General features: G+C 59.1%; 22 protein-coding genes. 4 read left to right on the forward strand and 18 right to left on the reverse strand.

Annotated features, from left to right (window positions below; translation table 11 throughout):
* Window positions 1-76: 76 nt before the first annotated feature.
* The 17 genes from SPE70_RS02700 to SPE70_RS02780 form a co-directional block, all read right to left on the reverse strand.
* Window positions 77-406: a DMT family transporter gene (locus tag SPE70_RS02700; protein WP_004204123.1), complete on the reverse strand. Its 330-nt coding sequence runs from the start codon at window positions 404-406 to the stop codon at window positions 77-79.
* Between the two features lie 17 nt (window positions 407-423).
* Window positions 424-837 carry a DMT family transporter gene (locus SPE70_RS02705; RefSeq protein ID WP_046882164.1) on the reverse strand — a complete coding sequence of 138 codons (414 nt, stop codon included), beginning with the start codon at window positions 835-837 and terminating at the stop codon, window positions 424-426.
* Between the two features lie 31 nt (window positions 838-868).
* Window positions 869-1,534, reverse strand: a complete 666-nt coding sequence (locus SPE70_RS02710; RefSeq protein ID WP_064166998.1) for a hypothetical protein — start codon at window positions 1,532-1,534, stop codon at window positions 869-871.
* Between the two features lie 12 nt (window positions 1,535-1,546).
* Window positions 1,547-2,167 (reverse strand): phosphate propanoyltransferase, encoded by a 621-nt coding sequence (locus tag SPE70_RS02715; protein WP_023296997.1) that lies wholly within the window; start codon window positions 2,165-2,167, stop codon window positions 1,547-1,549.
* Window positions 2,164-2,562, reverse strand: coding sequence for a BMC domain-containing protein (locus tag SPE70_RS02720; protein WP_012542988.1), 399 nt, complete (start codon window positions 2,560-2,562; stop codon window positions 2,164-2,166). Before SPE70_RS02720 ends, SPE70_RS02715 begins: the two co-directional genes overlap by 4 nt.
* A gap of 12 nt (window positions 2,563-2,574) precedes the next feature.
* Complete coding sequence (gene cutD, locus SPE70_RS02725) at window positions 2,575-3,522, reverse strand: choline TMA-lyase-activating enzyme (protein ID WP_022065980.1); 948 nt, start codon at window positions 3,520-3,522, stop codon at window positions 2,575-2,577.
* Between the two features lie 85 nt (window positions 3,523-3,607).
* Window positions 3,608-6,994 (reverse strand): choline trimethylamine-lyase, encoded by a 3,387-nt coding sequence (gene cutC / locus SPE70_RS02730; protein ID WP_064170640.1) that lies wholly within the window; start codon window positions 6,992-6,994, stop codon window positions 3,608-3,610.
* 131 nt (window positions 6,995-7,125) lie between these two features.
* Window positions 7,126-8,307 (reverse strand): 1-propanol dehydrogenase PduQ, encoded by a 1,182-nt coding sequence (locus SPE70_RS02735; RefSeq protein WP_012969031.1) that lies wholly within the window; start codon window positions 8,305-8,307, stop codon window positions 7,126-7,128.
* 17 nt (window positions 8,308-8,324) lie between these two features.
* Window positions 8,325-8,582, reverse strand: coding sequence for a EutN/CcmL family microcompartment protein (locus SPE70_RS02740; RefSeq protein WP_004146127.1), 258 nt, complete (start codon window positions 8,580-8,582; stop codon window positions 8,325-8,327).
* A gap of 24 nt (window positions 8,583-8,606) precedes the next feature.
* Window positions 8,607-10,208, reverse strand: coding sequence for an acetaldehyde dehydrogenase (acetylating) (locus SPE70_RS02745; protein WP_064170639.1), 1,602 nt, complete (start codon window positions 10,206-10,208; stop codon window positions 8,607-8,609).
* Window positions 10,209-10,261: 53 nt separating this feature from the next.
* Window positions 10,262-10,540, reverse strand: coding sequence for a BMC domain-containing protein (locus SPE70_RS02750; protein ID WP_004146125.1), 279 nt, complete (start codon window positions 10,538-10,540; stop codon window positions 10,262-10,264).
* Window positions 10,541-10,552: 12 nt separating this feature from the next.
* On the reverse strand, window positions 10,553-10,837 hold the full coding sequence (locus tag SPE70_RS02755; protein WP_002442227.1) for a BMC domain-containing protein: 285 nt from the start codon (window positions 10,835-10,837) through the stop codon (window positions 10,553-10,555).
* A 17-nt stretch (window positions 10,838-10,854) separates the two neighbouring features.
* Window positions 10,855-11,133 carry a BMC domain-containing protein gene (locus tag SPE70_RS02760; protein WP_012542984.1) on the reverse strand — a complete coding sequence of 93 codons (279 nt, stop codon included), beginning with the start codon at window positions 11,131-11,133 and terminating at the stop codon, window positions 10,855-10,857.
* Window positions 11,134-11,579: 446 nt separating this feature from the next.
* Window positions 11,580-12,098 carry a FidL-like protein gene (locus SPE70_RS02765; RefSeq protein ID WP_004182811.1) on the reverse strand — a complete coding sequence of 173 codons (519 nt, stop codon included), beginning with the start codon at window positions 12,096-12,098 and terminating at the stop codon, window positions 11,580-11,582.
* The gene (locus SPE70_RS02770; RefSeq protein WP_012542983.1) at window positions 12,095-12,898 is read right to left on the reverse strand and encodes a winged helix-turn-helix domain-containing protein; all 804 of its coding nucleotides are present in this window, start codon (window positions 12,896-12,898) and stop codon (window positions 12,095-12,097) included. The genes SPE70_RS02765 and SPE70_RS02770 overlap by 4 nt, the downstream gene beginning before the upstream one ends.
* Before the next feature lie 21 nt (window positions 12,899-12,919).
* Window positions 12,920-13,504 (reverse strand): TetR/AcrR family transcriptional regulator, encoded by a 585-nt coding sequence (locus SPE70_RS02775; RefSeq protein WP_012542982.1) that lies wholly within the window; start codon window positions 13,502-13,504, stop codon window positions 12,920-12,922.
* A 141-nt stretch (window positions 13,505-13,645) separates the two neighbouring features.
* Window positions 13,646-14,428, reverse strand: a complete 783-nt coding sequence (locus tag SPE70_RS02780; protein ID WP_012542981.1) for an NAD(P)H-dependent oxidoreductase — start codon at window positions 14,426-14,428, stop codon at window positions 13,646-13,648.
* 86 nt (window positions 14,429-14,514) lie between these two features.
* On the opposite strand from SPE70_RS02780, the gene SPE70_RS02785 reads away from it, so the two are divergent.
* The 4 genes from SPE70_RS02785 (at window position 14,515) to SPE70_RS02800 (ending at window position 16,580) form a co-directional block, all read left to right on the forward strand.
* Window positions 14,515-15,423, forward strand: coding sequence for a LysR family transcriptional regulator (locus SPE70_RS02785; protein ID WP_012542980.1), 909 nt, complete (start codon window positions 14,515-14,517; stop codon window positions 15,421-15,423).
* A complete protein-coding gene (gene fosA / locus SPE70_RS02790) occupies window positions 15,417-15,836 on the forward strand; it encodes a FosA5 family fosfomycin resistance glutathione transferase (protein ID WP_064170638.1) in 420 nt (139 codons plus the stop codon). Before SPE70_RS02785 ends, fosA begins: the two co-directional genes overlap by 7 nt.
* A 167-nt stretch (window positions 15,837-16,003) precedes the next feature.
* A complete protein-coding gene (locus tag SPE70_RS02795) occupies window positions 16,004-16,291 on the forward strand; it encodes a BrnT family toxin (RefSeq protein ID WP_012542979.1) in 288 nt (95 codons plus the stop codon).
* Window positions 16,278-16,580: a BrnA antitoxin family protein gene (locus SPE70_RS02800; protein WP_022065028.1), complete on the forward strand. Its 303-nt coding sequence runs from the start codon at window positions 16,278-16,280 to the stop codon at window positions 16,578-16,580. Before SPE70_RS02795 ends, SPE70_RS02800 begins: the two co-directional genes overlap by 14 nt.
* 79 nt (window positions 16,581-16,659) lie before the next feature.
* Here SPE70_RS02800 and SPE70_RS02805 read toward each other — a convergent pair whose 3' ends face one another.
* A complete protein-coding gene (locus tag SPE70_RS02805) occupies window positions 16,660-18,072 on the reverse strand; it encodes an aminotransferase-like domain-containing protein (protein WP_060619705.1) in 1,413 nt (470 codons plus the stop codon).
* Window positions 18,073-18,110: the final 38 nt, after the last annotated feature.

Consider the following 18,110-nt stretch of genomic DNA (forward strand, 5'->3'; position numbering starts at 1 on the left):
GGGATAGGTAACGATAACGTTTCTGTTCATCTTTTTATCCTGCCACGAAATCACGGCGGGGTAAACCCGCCTCGTATTACATGGTCGAGAAGACGTTCATGATAACGCCGCCGGAGATAATCAGCGCCATGGCGATAATGGCCGCCAGGTCCGGTTTCTGCTTATAGAGGATCATGGAGCAAATCGTCACGCCGACGATACCGAAGCCGCACCACAGCGAGTAGGCTACGCCCACCGGAATGGTGCTCATCGCGCGGGTGAGGGCGAAGTAACACAGGCCGTAGGCGCAGACCACCAGCACCGAAGGCGCCAGTTTGCTGAAGCCGTTGGTTTTTTTGATCATCGAGGTGCCGGTGATTTCGGAGCCGATAGACAGCGCCAGCCATAAAAATCCGAGATTAAACATAGGGTGTTCCTTTCCTGTTAGTTGGCGATTTTCTTATCCATAGAGGCGACTGGCGCGGCGGGTGCGGGCTCTTCGCTCTCTTCGGAACCCATTTTCGAGAACAGGTTCATGATAACGATGCCGCTGGCGATCACCGCCATGCCGATGATGGCGGCGGTATCCGGATGCTGGCCGTAGAATGCCATTCCCAGCGTCGAGACCACCAGGATACCGGTTCCGGACCAGGTGGCGTACGCCAGGCCGACCGGGATATCTTTCACCGCCCTTGAGAGCGAGTAATAGCAGGTGCAATAGAGCGCAATCAGCAATACGAGCAGCAGCATTTTTGTGCTGCCTTCGCTGCTACCGAACATTTTTAACGTCGAGGTTGCCGAGGTTTCGGAGAGGATAACCAGCAGCATCCATAACCAGCATTTTGTTTTCGAAGACATCGTTAAGCTCCAGGTTCATAGTTGGGTAAGGTCATATCTTTCTGTTTTTTAAATAATCAATGGCCGCATCGGTCAGTTGCGCGTGCGGGGCCGCCGCCAGCGCCGGATTATTCACTATGTCTGTGACGGTGAGATAACGGCGCGGTTCGCTGCTGGCGGCAGGCGCGGTGGGCGCGTCCAGCGTCGTCAGCAGCTCATTCATGGTGCCGAGGAAGACGCCGCAGGCTTCCAGGCGAGTCAGCGTGGCCTGCAGATGTCCGGCGTAGGCGCTGTCGGCCTGCGCCCCGCGCAACTGGTTGAGTTCGCTGAGCGGATCGCAGTGGTAGCGCAGCGCCAGCACGGGAATACCCGCCAGCAGCGCCTCGTGCGCGCAGCGGGCGAGCGGGCTGCGCAGCGTGCCGTTCAGCAGGTCTGAAGCCAGCGGGTAATCGAGAAACGGCAGCAGTACCGCCCGCCACGGCGCTGACGGCAGGGCATCCTGCCAGGCCGATGACGGGATAATCTCGCCCACCTCCTGCCACGCGGCGGCGTCGGCGAGACCCTCCTCCAGCGCGAGGCGCAGCGGGTAGCCGCAGCTTGCCAGGCGCTGGCGGATTGCCGTGCGGTAGCCGTCAGCGGCGGTCACCATCACCAGTACCGGCGGGCGCAGGCGCTGTAAAATTCGCGCGACTAAACCTTCAATCTGTTCGTCGGTCATGGCGAGCCTCCGTTAGCCGATGAGCGTCACCTGCGCGCCGTTTTTCAACCCGGCGGCATTGGCTTCTTCGGTATCGATGTGAAACTCCAGCGCGAAGTCATCGCGCACCCGCACCACCACTTCATCGAAAGTCAGCTGACGCTTGCCGTTGCTGCGCACGCTGACCTTCTGGCCATTGCTAACGTTGAGCTGGCGCGCGTCCTGCGGCGACATATGAATATGCCGCCAGGCGCAGATCACCTGCGAATGGAGTTCAACGTGGCCTGCGGGCCCAATCAGCAGCGCGCTACCGGCATTATCCAGCTGGCCGGACTCACGAACCGGCGCCTTAATCCCGAGCGTGAAACAGTCGGCGCGCGATACTTCCAGCTGCGATACCGGGCGGGTCGGCCCGAGGACGCGGACGTTGGTCAGCGAGCCTTTCGGCCCGACAACGGTCACGCACTCCTGGGCGGCGAACTGCCCCGGCTGGCGCAGCGGTTTGAACGGCGTCAGGCTGTAGCCTTTGCCGAATAGCGCCTCGACGTCCTGTTGCGCGAGATGGACGTGGCGGTTGGAGATCCCCACCGGGATCGCCGGCGCCGTTGCGCTCAGGCGGGCGGCGATTTTTTCGCGAACCAGGGTGTCGATCATGACTTCTTCCCTTTCTTCAGCGCCGGATGTTTATCTTCCGTTTCGTTCGGGGCGGCAGGGGGGACGATGGGTTCCGGGGCGGCGATAACCACCGGTTCGGCCGCTTTTTTCGCAGGCGGCGGGTTGCCTTTGAGGTTGCTTAACGCTTCAACCACACAGCGCTCCGGGCGGGCAATCACCAGCGACTTCACGGTGTGCTCGGCGCCGGCCACCGCCACGCCGCGTTCAATGGCGGTGTGGATGGCGCTGATCTCCCCTTCAAAGCAGACGCTCACCAGCCCGGAGCCTGGTTTGCGATAGCCAATGCAGGTCACTCCCGCAGCTTTACAGGCGGCGTCGACGGCCTGAATGGCGGCGACCCATCCTCGCGTTTCAATTACGCCTAAACTTTTCATGGTCGGCTCCTGTTAATGGCGGACTAAGCGAATATCAAAATCAAATTGCCGGAAGAAGGTTTCCAGCCGGTCCAGTTCGTCCGGTGAATAAGACGGGTCCTGGGTAATCGGGTAGGGCATATCCAGGCGTTCGTACTTTTTGCGTCCCAACTGGTGGTACGGCAGCATGTCGATGCGGCGGATATTCCCGCGCTTCGCCAGCTTCTGTACGTAATCAATGGCGCCGGTAATGGCGTCGAATGAGTCGTTGTAGCCGCGAATGAGCGGCATACGCACAATGACGTTGGCGCCGGAATCCACCAGCCATTCGAGATTGCGGCGGATCCCTTCGTTGCCGATGCCGAGCATCGCCCTGTGGTGATCGCTGTTAATCTGCTTTATGTCGAATAAGAAGGTGTCGGTGACCGGCGCCAGCTTCTGGTAGTTGGCAAGCGGGGTGGTGCCCTGGGTTTCGACGGCGGTGTTAATCATCATCTTTTTGCATTCGCTGAATAAGGCGACGGCAAAATCGGTCTGCAGGCTCATCTCGCCGCCGCCGATGGTGACGCCACCGCCGGAGGAGATGTAGAAGTCGTAGTCCTGCATGATGATCTCCATCAGCTCGCTGACGGTGACGTCCTTGCCCATAATGTCCAGCGCGTTCTGGGTGCAAATCTCTTCGCATTTGCGGCAGCCGATACAGTCTTTATTGCGGTCGACGAAGTGCTTCATTTCGCCGTTTTCTTCCGCCCGATAATGAATACCCGCCGGACAGACGCTGACGCAGTCGCCGCAGTTAATGCATTTGTCGTGCGAGAACATCACCTGGAACTGGCTGTTCAGCCCTTCCGGGTTGGCGCACCACGGGCAGCGAATGTTGCAGCCCTTAAAAAACACCAGCGTGCGAATGCCATCGCCGTCATAGATCGAATATTTCTGGATATTGAAAATTCGGCCCGTTAATTCTTGTTTTGCGATCACGCTTGCCTCCCGCTCCGTCCCGTTACGGGACGGAGAACTTCCGGTTATTTCTCAAATACAGCTCATTTAATTCTCTTTAAGAGAACTAGAACTTCTCAATCACCGTACGGCTGATGATCTCGTCCTGGACCTCTTTGCACAGCTCGACGAAGTAAGCGCTGTAGCCGGCGACGCGGACGATCAGGTCGCGGTATTTCTCCGGCTCCTGCTGCGCCTTCTTCAGCACTTCGTTATCGACATAGCTGAACTGCATCTGGCCGTTGCCGAGAATCGAGGCGGTACGCAGCAGGGTAATCAAGCCGTGGCGACCTTCCGGGGTATCCAGCAGTCCTTTGAGGAACTTGAAGTTGTGCACCATGCCGATGTTCATGGTTTCCACATTCATCTTGCTGACCGACTTGATAATCGCCGTCGGGCCTTGTTTATCCGCGCCCTGGGTTGGGCTGATGCCGTCGGAGAGCGGCATCCACGCCAGGCGGCCGTTCGGCGTGGCGTTGGTCAGCTCGCCGATTGGCGTGTTGTTGGAGATAGACAGGGTGCCGTGGCTGAGGGTCGAGTAGAGCATTTTGTACTTACGGCACTCTTTCTCGGTCCATTCGGTAATATCCAGCGCGTACTGGTCGACGTAGTTATCGTCGTTACCGTATTTCGGCGCGTTCAGGCAGTCGCGGCGCAGCGCTTCGTAACCTTCAAAGTTGGCCAGCAGCGCATCGCGGATCTGCTCAAGGGTGTATTTCTTCTCTTCGAACACCAGCTTGCGGATCGCCGCCATCGAGTCGACGTAGGTCGCCAGACCGGAGAAAATCAGCCCCGGACCGTGGTTGACCATTGCGCCGCCGGCGGCGACATCTTTGCCGCTCTCCATACAGCCTTCAACCAGCAACGACATCAGCGGCTTCGGCGCCACATCGCGGTGGACACGCTGGCTGATGACGGTGCCGATGGCCGACAGGCGCACGATATGGGCGATCTGCTGTTTCACCGCCGCATCGAATTCGTCGAAGGTGCGCAGGTCGCGCAGGTCGCCGGTATCCAGCCCCTGATAGCTATCGAACAGCACCATCCGCCCGCGGTTGAGCACGAATTCGATAGCGATAGGCCACTGGGTGTAGCCGGTGGAGGTCCACTGGTAGATGCGCCCGGATTTCTGCGGCTCAACGCAGCCCATCAGGCAGTAATCGCGGGCGTCTTCAAAATCGAAGCCTTTGCGCAGCATCATCTTGATGTGGGAGTCATCGAAGTGGCAGGCCGGGAAGCCCATTCCCGCTTTCACCACGTCGACGATTTTTTCCATGTATTTCTGCGGCGACTGGTTGTGAATACGGCAGGCCAGCGACGGCTGGTAAACCTTCACAAAGCGCACGGCGTCCATAATCAGATAGGTCAGATCGTTACAGGCATCGCCCCCGCTACGTTTCTGGCCGCCAACGGTGAGGTTGATAAACGGCTGATAACCCGCGAAATATTTCGCGCCCAGCTCGCTCGACATCCACATCAGTTCGGCACATTTGATGATGAACGCCTGCAGCAGCTCCAGCGCGCTGTCGTGGGTCAGGCGGCCTTCGCGGATATCGGCTTCGAACATCGGGTAGCAGTACTGGTCGACGCGCCCCAGCGACAGCCCGGTCTGGTTCTCTTCGATTTCAAACAGTGATTCGACGGTCCAGATACTCTGCAGCGCTTCCTGCAGGGTCTTCGGCGGATTGGCCGGCACGTTTTCGTTGACGTCGGCGATGGTCAGCAACTCGGCGCGGCGCTGGGCGTTTTGCTCTTTAGCCGCCAGTTCGCGGGCGTGGGCGGCGATGCGGCGGGCGTAGTTGACCACCCCTTCACAGGTTTCAATCGCCGCTTTGTAGTAGTAGATACGGTCGATATCTTCCGGGTTTTCCATGCTCAGGCTGGCCAGATGCGCTTCGGCATCGGCTTTAATGCCGTTCATCCCTTTGGTGAACAGCAGCACGTCGTAGCCCGGACAGGTATCGCCGCCGCCGTTAATCTGGTGATAGGAGAGGTCGCTGACGAAGGTCTCGCCGCTGAAGGCCCAGACGCCGGCTTCACGGTATTGCGCTTCGCAAATCTCGTCCAGCGAACGGCCTTCCCAGAACGGGACGATCTCTTCGCGAATGGTTTTTTTATCCACTTCGCTGATCTCAAACGGATCCTGCGGGCGGGTGCTCATGGTGTCGAGCTCGTCGCGCACCCAGCGCCAGGCGATATCCGGCGAGAAGGCACCCGCGCGCGGCTTGCCACACGGATGCCCGACGATCAGCTCATCGTCCTGAATCAGAATCGGCGCGGTTTCGCAGGCGTGGCGGAAGGCTTTCGCCCGTAGCAGAATGGTCGGCATGCCAGGGTTGGCTTTGACCACTTCGGTAAAGGCCAGCGCGCGATAAATAGAGACGCTCGGGCGCACCGTCAGGTAGTGGTTACGCAGGCGCTGCATACGCGGGGTTAAGCCTTCCATCACCGGCGTGTCGGCGCAGGCGGCGAACGGCGCGTGGCTGACCTGCTGTACGCCGCTAAACAGACGTACCGGCAGATTCAGCGCGCTGAGGTTGCGCTGGGCGCTGATAAACATCGCCGAGAGTTCGTTCACTTCAGCATGGTCAAAAGCGGCGCCGCGCAGCATGGCGTCGAGCATCGGATAGCCGTCAATGGCGCAGGCGGCGCGGACTTCGCTCAGTTCCGCCAGCTTGAACCACAGGCACTCCACGATTTCATAGGCCTGCTGGGTATTCAGCGCGCCGCTGTTGATATCGCGTTGGAAGTAAGGCAGTAGCGTGATATCCGCCCCTTGCGGGTTAACCGCATAGCTACCGTTATCCAGCTGTAGCACCAGCTGGAACAGATAGAACGCCTGGCAGGCTTCTTTGAAATTACGCGCCGGATGGGCCGGAACGTGGTGCAGAATAGCCGCGCTATCGAGCAGCTCGGCTTTGCGATAAGCATTGGTTTCCGCGGCCGCCAGCTGTTCGGCGCTAGTGGCCAGATTTTGCGCCAACGCTAACAGGGCGTCACAGGCGTAGATGGCGGCGCGGCAGCCGTTGACTTCATCCATCCCGCTGCGGCTGACCGCGCTACCGAGGGCGCGGGTTTTCTCTTCCAACTGGTGCTTAATCGCCAGCACGCCTTTTTCGACGACCAGTTTGTAGTCCGGTGAATCGAGATCGCTGCTGAGGTTGAGGAACTGGAATACGGATGGGCGATGCGCGGCGCTTTCATCATGGAAAATCGCCCCGTGCGGTTTACGGGTCTGGTTACCGACGATCAGTTCGTCGGCGCTGATGGTCAGCGGCAGCTGGCGCATCAGTTCATAGAAGCGGCGCGCCGGTTTAACTGCGGCGGGAACGCCCGCGATGTCGCCATCAAGAGCGTTCAGCGTGGTGGCATGTTCGGTGCACAGCGTGCTTTTCTGGGCGAGTAAACGGTCTGCCAGCACTTTGACGCGCGGCGTTAAGTTGTAGTGTGCCATGAAGTATTCTCCAGATGTTCTTTTTCCGCGGCTGATGACAACCCGGTTGTGGATACAGTGTCCGTTTCTGCCGGGTGGCGGCTGACGCCTTACCCGGCCTGCAAATAACCCAGCGATCACCCGGTTATCTGTTACCCGTAGGCCCGCGCAAGCGGAGCGCCGCCGGGCGATGTCTGTTGTCCATGCCACGCCTGGCGATAAAGTTCGGTTAACGCGTTAGCGTCTGGCGCGCGTGGGTTGGTCGGAGTACAGCTGTCGCGCAGCGCCTGGCCGACCATCTCCGGCAGGCGGCGGTCGAATTCAGGCGCGTCAATGCCGGTGTCGCTAATGCCGGAGGGCATGTTCATCTCTTCTTTTAAAGCCTGAATGGCGACCAGCAGGCTGGCGACGCCCTGGCGTGGCGAGGCGGCAGGCAGATCCAGCAGATGCGCCAGACGGGCATATTTATGCGCCGCGAGGGTGTCGCACTGGCCGTCGACATCGGCGTTCCAGGCGACGACGTGCGCCATCAGCAGGGCGTTGGCGCGGCCATGGGGCACGCGGAAGACGCCGCCGAGGGCGTGTGCCAGGCTGTGGGTTATCCCAAGCGACGCGTTGGTGAAGGCCATGCCCGCCATGCAGGAGGCGTTGTGCATCTTTTCGCGCGCCAGCAGGTTGTCGCCGCTGCGCCAGCAGGTCGGCAGATAGCGAAATACCTGCTGCACCACTTTCTCCGCCAGCGCGTCGGAAAAGTCGCTGGCGGCGCGGGAGACGTAGGCCTCAAGGGCGTGACACAGCACGTCCATGCCGGTGTCGGCGGTAATTGCCGGCGGTACCGAAGCCACCAGCGCCGGGTCAAGAATGGCGATATCCGGCAGCAGCGACGCATCCACCAACACCAGCTTCTCCGCGTTGGCTTTCACCACCGAAAAGGCGGTGACTTCCGAACCAGTGCCGCTGGTGGTGGGGATGGCGACAAAGCATGGACGCGGCCGGTTAGCCTGCGGACGGGTTTGCGCCAGGGAGAAAATAACCGCTTTGGCGGCATCGATTACCGAACCGCCGCCGAGCGCGATAACCAGATCCGGATAGTGGTTATCCATCAGCTTCATGCCGCGCACCACGGTGGCGATATCCGGATCGGCCACCACGTCGTCCCACACCTGCCAGGCGATCCCGCGCTGGCGCAGCAGGGCGGTGACGCGCTCGGCGAGGCCAAACTTCACCATCGCTTGATCGGTTACCAGCAGCACGCTGCGGGCGGAGAGTTCGTTCAGCACCGAGAGGGCGTCCTGACCGAAGCAAATCCGCGGTTTCAGTAAAAATTCACTCATTGGGCTATTCACTCCTGTTAGGCGTCCCGAAACACGTTCTCGACAATGGCGACCACCGACATCGCTTTGTAGCGCTCTTTATTGAGCGCGAAGTACTCTTCCGCCAGCACGATGTCGTGCATGCCGGCGCCGACGTTATCGACGGCGACCCAGGTCTGGTCCTTCATCGGCTGCTGATTGTCATCCAGTCGGGTGACCAACAGCAGGTTGCTGCCGCGTAGCTCATCGCATTTCTGCGTGGCGACGACATGGCCGGTTACCTTTGCGAGAATCATCGTTTATCGCCTTATATCAGTGCGTTACTTAGCAAGGCGCTCCAGCACCTGGCGGATAACGCGTTCCACGTTTTGCTCGTTGATTTCGCCTTCCATGCTGGCGGCGCCTGCGCTGGCGAAACGGTCATCGCTGCCTGCGGATCGCGCTGGCGCGGCGTTGGCCGGGGCGTTGAAACGCAGGTCATCAAGAATGCTGCGCTGCGGATCGCTCGTCGGAGAGACGATGGTCGGCTGTGGTTCAGGGCGGCTGCCCGGGGCGCGAAGCTCGTCGATCGACCGCACGCCGTAGCCGACTTTGCGGATATTGAGCAGGTTCATCGGGCCGACGTTGTCGGAGCTGGAACCGCCGCCGACCGCGCCGCAGCCGAGGGTCAGCGCCGGGGAGATGTTGGTAGTCGCGCCGATACCGCCGAGCGCCGCCGGAGTATTAATCAGAATGCGATTGACCGGTTTTTCGAGGCTGAACTGGCGGATGACGTCCTGATTACGGGTGTGGATCACCAGCGTATGGCCGAGTCCTTCGTTGGTCAGCAGCTCCACCACGCGGTGGCAGGCGGCTTTCCAGTCTTCTGCCACGTACAGGCCGAGCACCGGGCACAGTTTTTCGCGCGAGTAGGGGTTTTTCGGCGATACGGTGGTCTGTTCGGCGATCAGTACTTTAGTGCTGGCCGGGACACAGAAGCCCGCCATCTGGCTGAGGTACAGCGCGGTTTTGCCGACCACTTTCGGGTTGATGGTGCCGTTCGGGCGCAGCAGCAGCGCCGCCATTTTCGCCGCTTCATCTTCATTCATAAAGTAGGCACCCTGCGCTTCCAGCTCGCGGTGAACCTCGTCGTAAATGCAGCCTTCGACGATGATCGACTGCTCGGAGGCGCAGATCACCCCATTATCGAAGGTTTTGCTGGTGATGATATCTTTCACCGCGTGGTGGATATCGGCGCTGCGTTCGATAAACGCCGGGCCGTTGCCCGGGCCGCCGCTGATGGTTGGGGTGCCGGACGCATAGGCCGCACGCACCATGCCTTCGCCGCCGGTGGCGAGGATCAGCGACACGTCTTTGCTGTGAATCAGCTCAGAGGTGGCTTCGAGCGTCAGCTGGGTGATGCCGTCGACGCAGCCCTCCGGCGCACCGGCCGCTTCCGCCGCGCGTTTGACGATTTCAATCGCCTTCCAGCTGCACTGACGCGCGCCCGGATGCGGGGAGAAGATAATGGCGTTGCCGGCCTTGAGGGCGATCAGCGCTTTGTAGATAACCGTGGAGGTTGGGTTCGTTGAGGGGACCAGCGCGCAAATCACGCCCAGCGGCACGCCCACGTCCATCACTTTTTTTACCGGGTCGTCATGAATGATGCCAACGGTCTTCATATCTTTGATGGCGTCGTAGACGCGCAGCGAGGCGAAGCGGTTTTTCAGCACTTTGTCCTGCCAGTTGCCAAAACCAGTCTCTTCCGCGGCCATTTTCGCCAGCGCTTCGGCGTGGTGCGCTGCTTCCTGGGCCACGTTTTTCACGATGGCGTCGATTTGCTGTTGCGAAAAGGTGGCCAGCATCGCCTGCGCCTTTTTGGCGTTGCGCACCAGTTCCCGCGCGTTCTGCCGGGACTGCAAATCGTTATCCAGTTCAATCATGAGTCTATCCTTCATCAGACGAAAAGAGTGGAGACGGGGCGCGCCCTGTCAGGTCATGCTTTGTGCTGCGCCGCGATTTTTTCGATGTCGTTATGTGGACGCGCAATGACGCGAGAGCTGACGACTTCGCCGATGCGTTTCGCCGCTTCCACGCCGGAGTCGACCGCTGCGTTGACCGCGCCGACGTCGCCTTTCACCATCGCGGTGACCAGGCCGGAGCCGACGTTTTCATAGCCAATCAATTCGACGTTGGCGGCTTTACACATCGCATCCGCGGCTTCAATACAGGCCACCAGACCTTTGGTTTCGATAAGACCAAGCGCTTCTTTCATCAGGTTTCTCCGTTAGTCCGCAATCTTGTAATGCGAGACGATTTTGTTGATGTCGTTATGCGGACGGGCGATAACCAGCGAGGTCACCACTTCGCCGATGCGTTGTGCGGATTCCACGCCGGAATCGACTGCCGCTTTTACCGCGCCGACGTCGCCTTTCACCATCGCGGTGACGAGGCCGGAGCCGACGTTTTCATAGCCGATAAGCTCGACGTTGGCGGCTTTACACATCGCATCCGCCGCTTCAATGCAGGCCACCAGACCTTTGGTTTCAATCAGACCTAATGCATCACCCATTTGCGTTCTCCTGGCCTTCAGGCCTTGTGTTTAATGACGATTTTGTTGATGTCGTTATGTGGACGCGCGATGACCAGCGAGGTCACCACTTCGCCGATGCGCTGCGCGGATTCCACACCGGAATCCACCGCCGCTTTTACCGCGCCGACGTCGCCTTTCACCATCACGGTGACCAGGCCGGAGCCGACGTTTTCATAGCCGATCAGTTCGACGTTGGCGGCTTTACACATCGCGTCCGCTGCTTCAATACAGGCCACCAGACCTTTGGTTTCGATAAGCCCCAATGCATCACCCATCGTGATCTCCTCCAGAACAGGTTTTGTTATTCGGGAAAACCGTCCGCGTAACGGCATCAACACGCGGAAGCGGCGTTCGGGGTTCACTATAGGGAATGGGGAAGGAAGTGAAATTTAAATCCGTGTAGATGAATATTTTAGGTTTTTACTCTGTGATTTAGCCTTATCCAGGCTTCTATTTATCTTTTCGTTCTGTTTTATGCGTATTGATTTTTATGATGATATGGCGCTTTTTTAGGCTATTTATCGGCGGGAGATGAATGTTAATAAGATGTTAATTACTTGCCAGCGGTTAGTAATATAGCCGCGTGATAATTGTGGGTATGCTCATGTTTTGGCGTCGAAGCTAAATGCAAAACGTGCGCTTTTAGCATCGTGGAAAGAGGGGGCAATAATGGAGCGTGAGCGAGGGCGCATTTTCCTCGCGGCGGTTCAGGGGGGACGGGTTAGTTAAGCGTGCTGCCGGACTTCAGCGTGCAGATGTAGAGCGGCGAGTTGATAGAGCTCAGCAGGATAGCTTTGTCGTTAAGCTTTTGTGCGTTGAGGAACAGGCCGTCATGGCTGTCGGACATTTCGCGCATGAAGTAGTCGAAGATGACATTCGGCGATTCGTCGATGGATGAGGCGCTGGATTCCCACTTTTTGATGCGGTAGTGGCGTTCGGTTGCCGAGATGCGTTGGCTGGTGTAGCTGAATTTGACGTAGCGCTGCAGGTAGAGCCAGCCGGCGGCAGAATCGGTATAGCCTTCCACCACCATCGAACCGTTGCCGTTAGCGGCAAAGTTAAAATGGATATTGCCGTTCACATTCTCTTTTTCCATGTTTTCAAAACGCATGATCGCTTTGGTGGAGCAGCTCATCACGCCATCGTTGGCATCTGGCAGCAGGCGCCAGACGCTAAAACCGGCGGCGGCGACAAACGTCAGAGCGGAAAGGGCGAAAAAGGTGCGGGGCGCGAGTTTCATTGCGGCTTCCAGGAGTAGTAAAAGTAGTTATCGCAATAGCTAAACGGGTTATCCTCGTGCATCGCGCAGTGGGCGAGAAATACCCGGCCCAGGCCGTTAGTCTCCAGCCGGTCGCCGTAGAAGAAAACGAAACGCTCCCCCGGCTTGCAGCCGAGCTTCAGCCGCTGACGCACCTCATCGAAATTCTTAGCGTAGGCCGTGGCGGAAACCGAACGCAGCATTTCATCGCTGGCCAGCAGTTCGCACTGGCTGTGGTTCATCAGCGTCAGATTGATCGGTCGGGCGACGTGGGTACCGGCAAAAGTGAATGCCACCAGCAGCAGGGCGATGATCAGCAGACAGCCGCCGGCCAGATACCAGCACATTCCGCGCGCATGTGGCGAATCGGTGGGCGGCGTTGTCGCCGCCGGAGGGACGGTTTCAACAGCTCTCTGGGGTGGATTAGCACCCTCGGTAAGCGCCGGCCCGGCATCGAGCAGTTCAATGCTCAGATCCTGATTCAGCTGCAGCATGCCGCGCGATACAGTGACGATAATGTTATCGATATCGTAGTGGCGGAAGGTTTTACGCAGCATGCTCAGGTATTGATTGAGGTTGCTGTTGGAAGAGGTTAAACCATTATCATCCCAGACTTTTTTCAACACTTCATCGCGACTGACGACGCCAGTATGGCGGAGAAAAAAATAGAGTAGCGCGCTGGCGGTGATGGATAGCTGGCTATCCGGTTCATCGCTGCCGGGCAGGGTAAGCGTGCCGTCCGTTGCATCATAAATGAGACGGGCATTGATGTTGTAGCGCATCGCGGCCTCACTCTATTCGCTTCACGCGGGAAGCGTCATTTTGGTCAGATCGTTCACCAGCGACTGGCGGTGTTCACTGCTCATGGTGCGCCCTTCGGTCAGTTCCGATAACCAGATGCCGTCGGCCGCGTAGCGTACCAGCGTGCCGGTCGGGCCGTTATCCAGCGCATCGCCCTGCGCCAGGTGACCCAGCATCCAGTCGCGCCAGCATTTTCGCAGCACCGGCTCGTCCGGCATCGCCAGCGACAGCACCATCAACTGGCGGCTTTCGTGAGTGTCCGTCAGCTCCGGGTTGGACAGATAGCGCAAATAGGCGCGGGTAAAGCGCCCGTAAGCGATGTTATCGGCGGCCATCAGTTCGCTAATCGCCTTTTCCATGATCGCCAGCAGCCGGGCGAACAGGGCGAAAATCAGCGCCTGCTTATTGGGAAAGTGATGCAGGAGGCCACCTTTGCTCACGCCAGCCTCGCGGGCGACGGCGTTCAGCGACAGGGCGGCGATACCATCCCGGCCGGCAATCATCGCTGCCGATTCAAGCAACTGACGGTGGAGACGGACGGGATCTTTTTTACGATGCTGGGCTTCCATATTCATGGCCGGAATCATACCGACCAGACGGTATGATTATTCTTGATCGCTATCAATATGAGAGGTGGCTTCGTGCGACGGGATACCGTTAATGCGTGGAGGCTCACAAATTGTCATATTAATGAACGCGATAACCCGGATGGGCTATCGCGTTGAGGTTTATTTCGTTGCCAGATGCACCGCCAGGCCGCTTTGCCCCGGCGCCAGCTCCGGGCGCAGCGTCAGCGACGGGATCAGATAATCGCCATGATTCTGCCGGCGGAATGGAATGGGCTCGGTTTGCCACAGCGTGTCCAGCCGCTCGGCCAGCGTGGCGCACTGGTCGGCGAATTGCCCGGCATCGGTTTTATCCGTGCGGTAGAACACCAGCGGCGGAAGCACCTCAAAGCCGGGATAGAACAGCATACCGTGCTGAATGGGGAACAGGATGTCGTCGATGGGGCCATTGATCCCGCGCGGTGAATAGTGTTCCGCCCAGCCGCCGGCGGTGACGATCAGCATCGCCCGTTTGCCGACGAAGGTGCCTTCCCCATAGCGATCGCCCCAGTGGCGGTCGCTGTGCTCGCCGACGCCATAGGCAAAGCCCCAGGCGTACACCCGGTCGATCCAGCCCTTCATGATGGCGGGCATTGAGAACCACCACAGCGGGAACTGGAAAATCACCGTATCAGCCCACAGCAGCTTTTCCTGCTCGGCTGCGATATCCGCACTTTGGGTGCCCTGGGCAAAGGCCTGTTTGGAATCGAGGGTCGGCCGCCAGAACTCGCCGACCGGCGGGGCGCCGCTGTCATCGGCGTCATACCCGGCCTTCCAGCGCATGGCGTAGAGATCGGAGACTTGCACTTCATGCCCGGCCTGCTGCAGATGGCGGACGGCAAAATTTTTCAGCGCGCCATTAAGCGAGCGCGGTTCCGGATGGGCGTAAATCAGCAGTACTTTCATAACATCACCTCTGGCGTATGGAGAGCTGCAGAGTAGGAAAGCTGACGTTATAGTAGAAATTAATTACTTAAATTCCAGGTATAGCCGTGATTAATTTACATCGTCTGGATCTTAATCTGCTGCGCACGCTTGATGTGCTGCTCAGTGAAAATAATGTCACCCGGGCGGCGCAGCGGCTGAATCTGTCGCAGCCCTCGGTGAGCATTCAGCTCGCCAGGCTGCGGGAGATTTTCGCCGACCCGCTGCTGATGCCGGGTCCGCGCGGCATGCAGCCCACCGCCCGCGCCGATGAACTTCGCCAGCCGCTGCGCGCAGCGCTAGCCGCACTGGAGCAGGCGGTGGCGCCGGTGGCGCCTTTTGATCCGGCGACGGCGGCGGAGACCTGGCGGGTGGCAGCGACGGACTATATGGCCTCGGCGATCCTCCTGCCGATGCTGGGCAGGCTACGGCTGGCCTCTCCCGGCAGTCGGCTGGCGGTGTTCGAGCTACAGCCGGCGCGGCTGGAGCAGCAGGCGGCCAGCGATACAGTAGATCTCTTCTTTCATACCCGCGAGGGCGCGCCGCCGGGGCTACATCAGCGCCTGCTGTTTCGCGAACGCTATGTGCTGGCAGGCCGGGCGGAGCATCCGGCGCTGCGGCCTGGGCTTAGCCTGGAAACGTTCTGTCAGCTGGAGCACGTGATCGTCTCCCCGGACGGGGGCGGCTTCAGCGCGGCGACCGATACCGCGCTGGCGAATCTTGGCCTGGCGCGGCGGGTTGTCCTTTCCGTGCCACATTTCCTGTTTATGCTGGAGACCCTGCGCAATAGCGATCTGGTGGCGGTGCTGCCGGAGCGGCTGGTGCGCGGGCAGAGCGGGCTGGAAGTCGTCGAGCCGCCACTGGCGGTCGCCGGCTTTGAGATGCTGATGCTGTGGCACGAGCGCTGGCACCGCGACCCGGCGCATCAATGGCTGCGTCAGTTCATTGTGAATTCACTGGAGGAACAGACATGCTGAGTGGACTGAATCACCTGACCCTGGCAGTCAGCCAGTTGGCGCCGAGCGTGGCGTTTTATCAGCAACTGCTGGGCATGACGCTGCACGCCCGCTGGGACAGTGGCGCCTATCTCTCCTGCGGCGATCTGTGGCTGTGCCTGTCGCTGGATCCGCAGCGGCGCATCACCCCGTCGGAAGAGAGCGACTACACCCATTATGCGTTTAGCATTAGCGAGGCGGATTTCGCCAGCTTCGCCGCCCGCCTGGAGGTTGCCGGCGTGGCGGTCTGGAAGCTAAACCGCAGCGAAGGCGCCTCGCACTATTTCCTCGACCTCGACGGCCACAAGCTGGAGCTGCACGTCGGCAGTCTCGACCAGCGGCTGGCCGCCTGCCGTGAGCAGCCGTATAAGGGAATGGTGTTTTTTGACCAGTGAAGCTGATTTGCGGACGCGGGGTAACCCGTAGCCCCGGTAAGCGCAGCGCCACCGGGGAGATGCCTTTACAAATTACTCACTCAAAATGTGAGGTTTTTTCCAACGCTGTCACTATTATCACCGGATAATCGTATATACTTTTTTGTATATACAAAAGGATGAATAGTATGCCAATGGAGTTTGAGTGGGATGCAAACAAGGCATTAAGTAATCTACGAAAACATGGAGTCCGGTTTGAAGAAGCGGTATTAGTCTTTGACGATCCGCGGCACCTTTCCCGCCAGGAGCGGTTTGAGAATGGTGAATATCGCTGGCAGACCATCGGTCTTGTGCATGGGATCCTTGTTATCCTGGTGGCGCATTCGGTCCGTTTTGAAAGTGGAACTGAGGTTATTCGTATTATCAGCGCCCGGAAGGCGGACAGAAAAGAGAGGAATCGTTATGAGCATGGTTAAACATAAACGCGGCAATACGGCGGCGCTTACCGCTAAGCGTGATGCCGAACTCAAAGCGCTAGCGAGCAAAGCCGATGAGGATATCGATTACAGCGATATCCCCGCTACAGACGATGCGCAATGGTCAGATGCCGTTCGCGGCAAATTTTTTCGACCGCTAAAAACACAGGCTTCTGTGCGCATTGATGCCGATGTCATGGAGTGGCTCAAACGTCCAGGAAAAGGCTATCAAACTCGACTGAATGCGATTTTAAGAGAAGCGATGATTCGCGATCTTAATAAGAAATAGTTGCTGGTAGCGGCGCTACGTATTTTCGGAGCCCGTAGCCCCGGTAAGCGCAGCGCCACCGGGGAGAACAGGTTAAACTTCACTCCATCGCCACCTTCACCGCTTCCCCCAGCTTCACCATCACCGCTTTATGTTTCTCGGTCGGCGGCAGGGCGCAGTTGATCCTGACGCAGTTGCGATACTTGCCCGCTGCCGAAAACAGCGAGCCCGGCGCGACTTGGATCTTCAGCCGGCACAGCTGTTTGGCGACGCAGACCATATCCACCTGCTCCGGGAGCTCCACCCACAGCATAAAACCACCTTTTGGCCGGGTGACGCAGATCCCGCACGGGAAAAACTCCCGCAGCCAACAGGTGTAGATCTCCATATTACGCTGATAGATCTGCCGCATCCGCCGCACGTGACGGTGGTAGTGGCCTTCGCGAATAAAATTACAGGCCGCCAGTTGAGTGGAGGGGACGTTAGTGCCGCTGGCGGCGTACTTCATCTGTAGCAGCTTGTCGTAGTAGCGCCCGGGCGCTATCCAACCGATGCGCAGGCCGGGGGCGATGGTTTTGGTAAAAGAGCTGCAGAGCATCACCCGGCCGTCGATATCCCAGGAGTGAATGGTGCGCGGGCGCGGGTACTCGGTGGCCAGCTCGCCGTAAATATCATCCTCGAAAATCACGATATCGTGGCGCTGTGCCAGGTTCAGCACCGCGCGCTTGCGAGCGTCCGGCATGATAAAGCCCAGCGGGTTATTGCAGTTTGGCACGAGGATCACCCCTTTGATCGGCCACTGATCCAGCGCCAGCTCCAGGGCCTCAATGCTGATCCCGGTTTCCGGATCGGTAGGGATCTCAATGGTCTTTAATCCCAGTCCGCGCAGCATCTGCATCGTGCCGTAGTAGCAGGGAGATTCCACCGCCACGATATCGCCAGGCAGGCATACCGACAGCAAGGCCAGAGACAGCGCGCTATGGCAGCCGCTGGTGAGCACCAGATCGTCAGCCGTCACTACCGAGCCGCCGTCAAGCATCAGACGGGCGATCTGCTCCCTCAGCTCGCGGCGCCCGGCCAGCTCGTCATAGTTCAGCACTTCGCTGAGGTTATGCTGGATCGCCCGGCTCAGTTCGCGCCAGATAGGCTTCAGGCTTGGCTGTGTGACATCCGGCGAGCCGCCGCCGAAGGGGATAATCGATTTATCGTAGCGGGCGTCGAGCATGGTCAGCACCTGATCCCACTGGGTGATCTCCACCGGGCGCTGTACCGGACGCGACATCGGCGGCACCGGCGGCTGGGCCTTGCGGGGGGCAACGAAATAGCCCGATCGCGGCTGCGGTACGATCATCTGCTGCTGCTCAAGCAACTGATAGGCCTGCTGGACGGTGCTGATGCTGACGCCATGTTCCTGGCTCAGGCTGCGCACCGACGGCAGTTTTTCGCCGTGGCGATACAGGCCCTGTTCGATGCGTTCGGCCAGCAGCGTAGCGAGATATTGGTAGCGGGTCATGCTGTATCCTTAATTTCCGCCATACAGATGGAATAACC

Source organism: Klebsiella sp. ZJOU C1, assembly GCF_035620215.1.
Classification (GTDB): Bacteria; Pseudomonadota; Gammaproteobacteria; order Enterobacterales; family Enterobacteriaceae; genus Klebsiella; species Klebsiella variicola.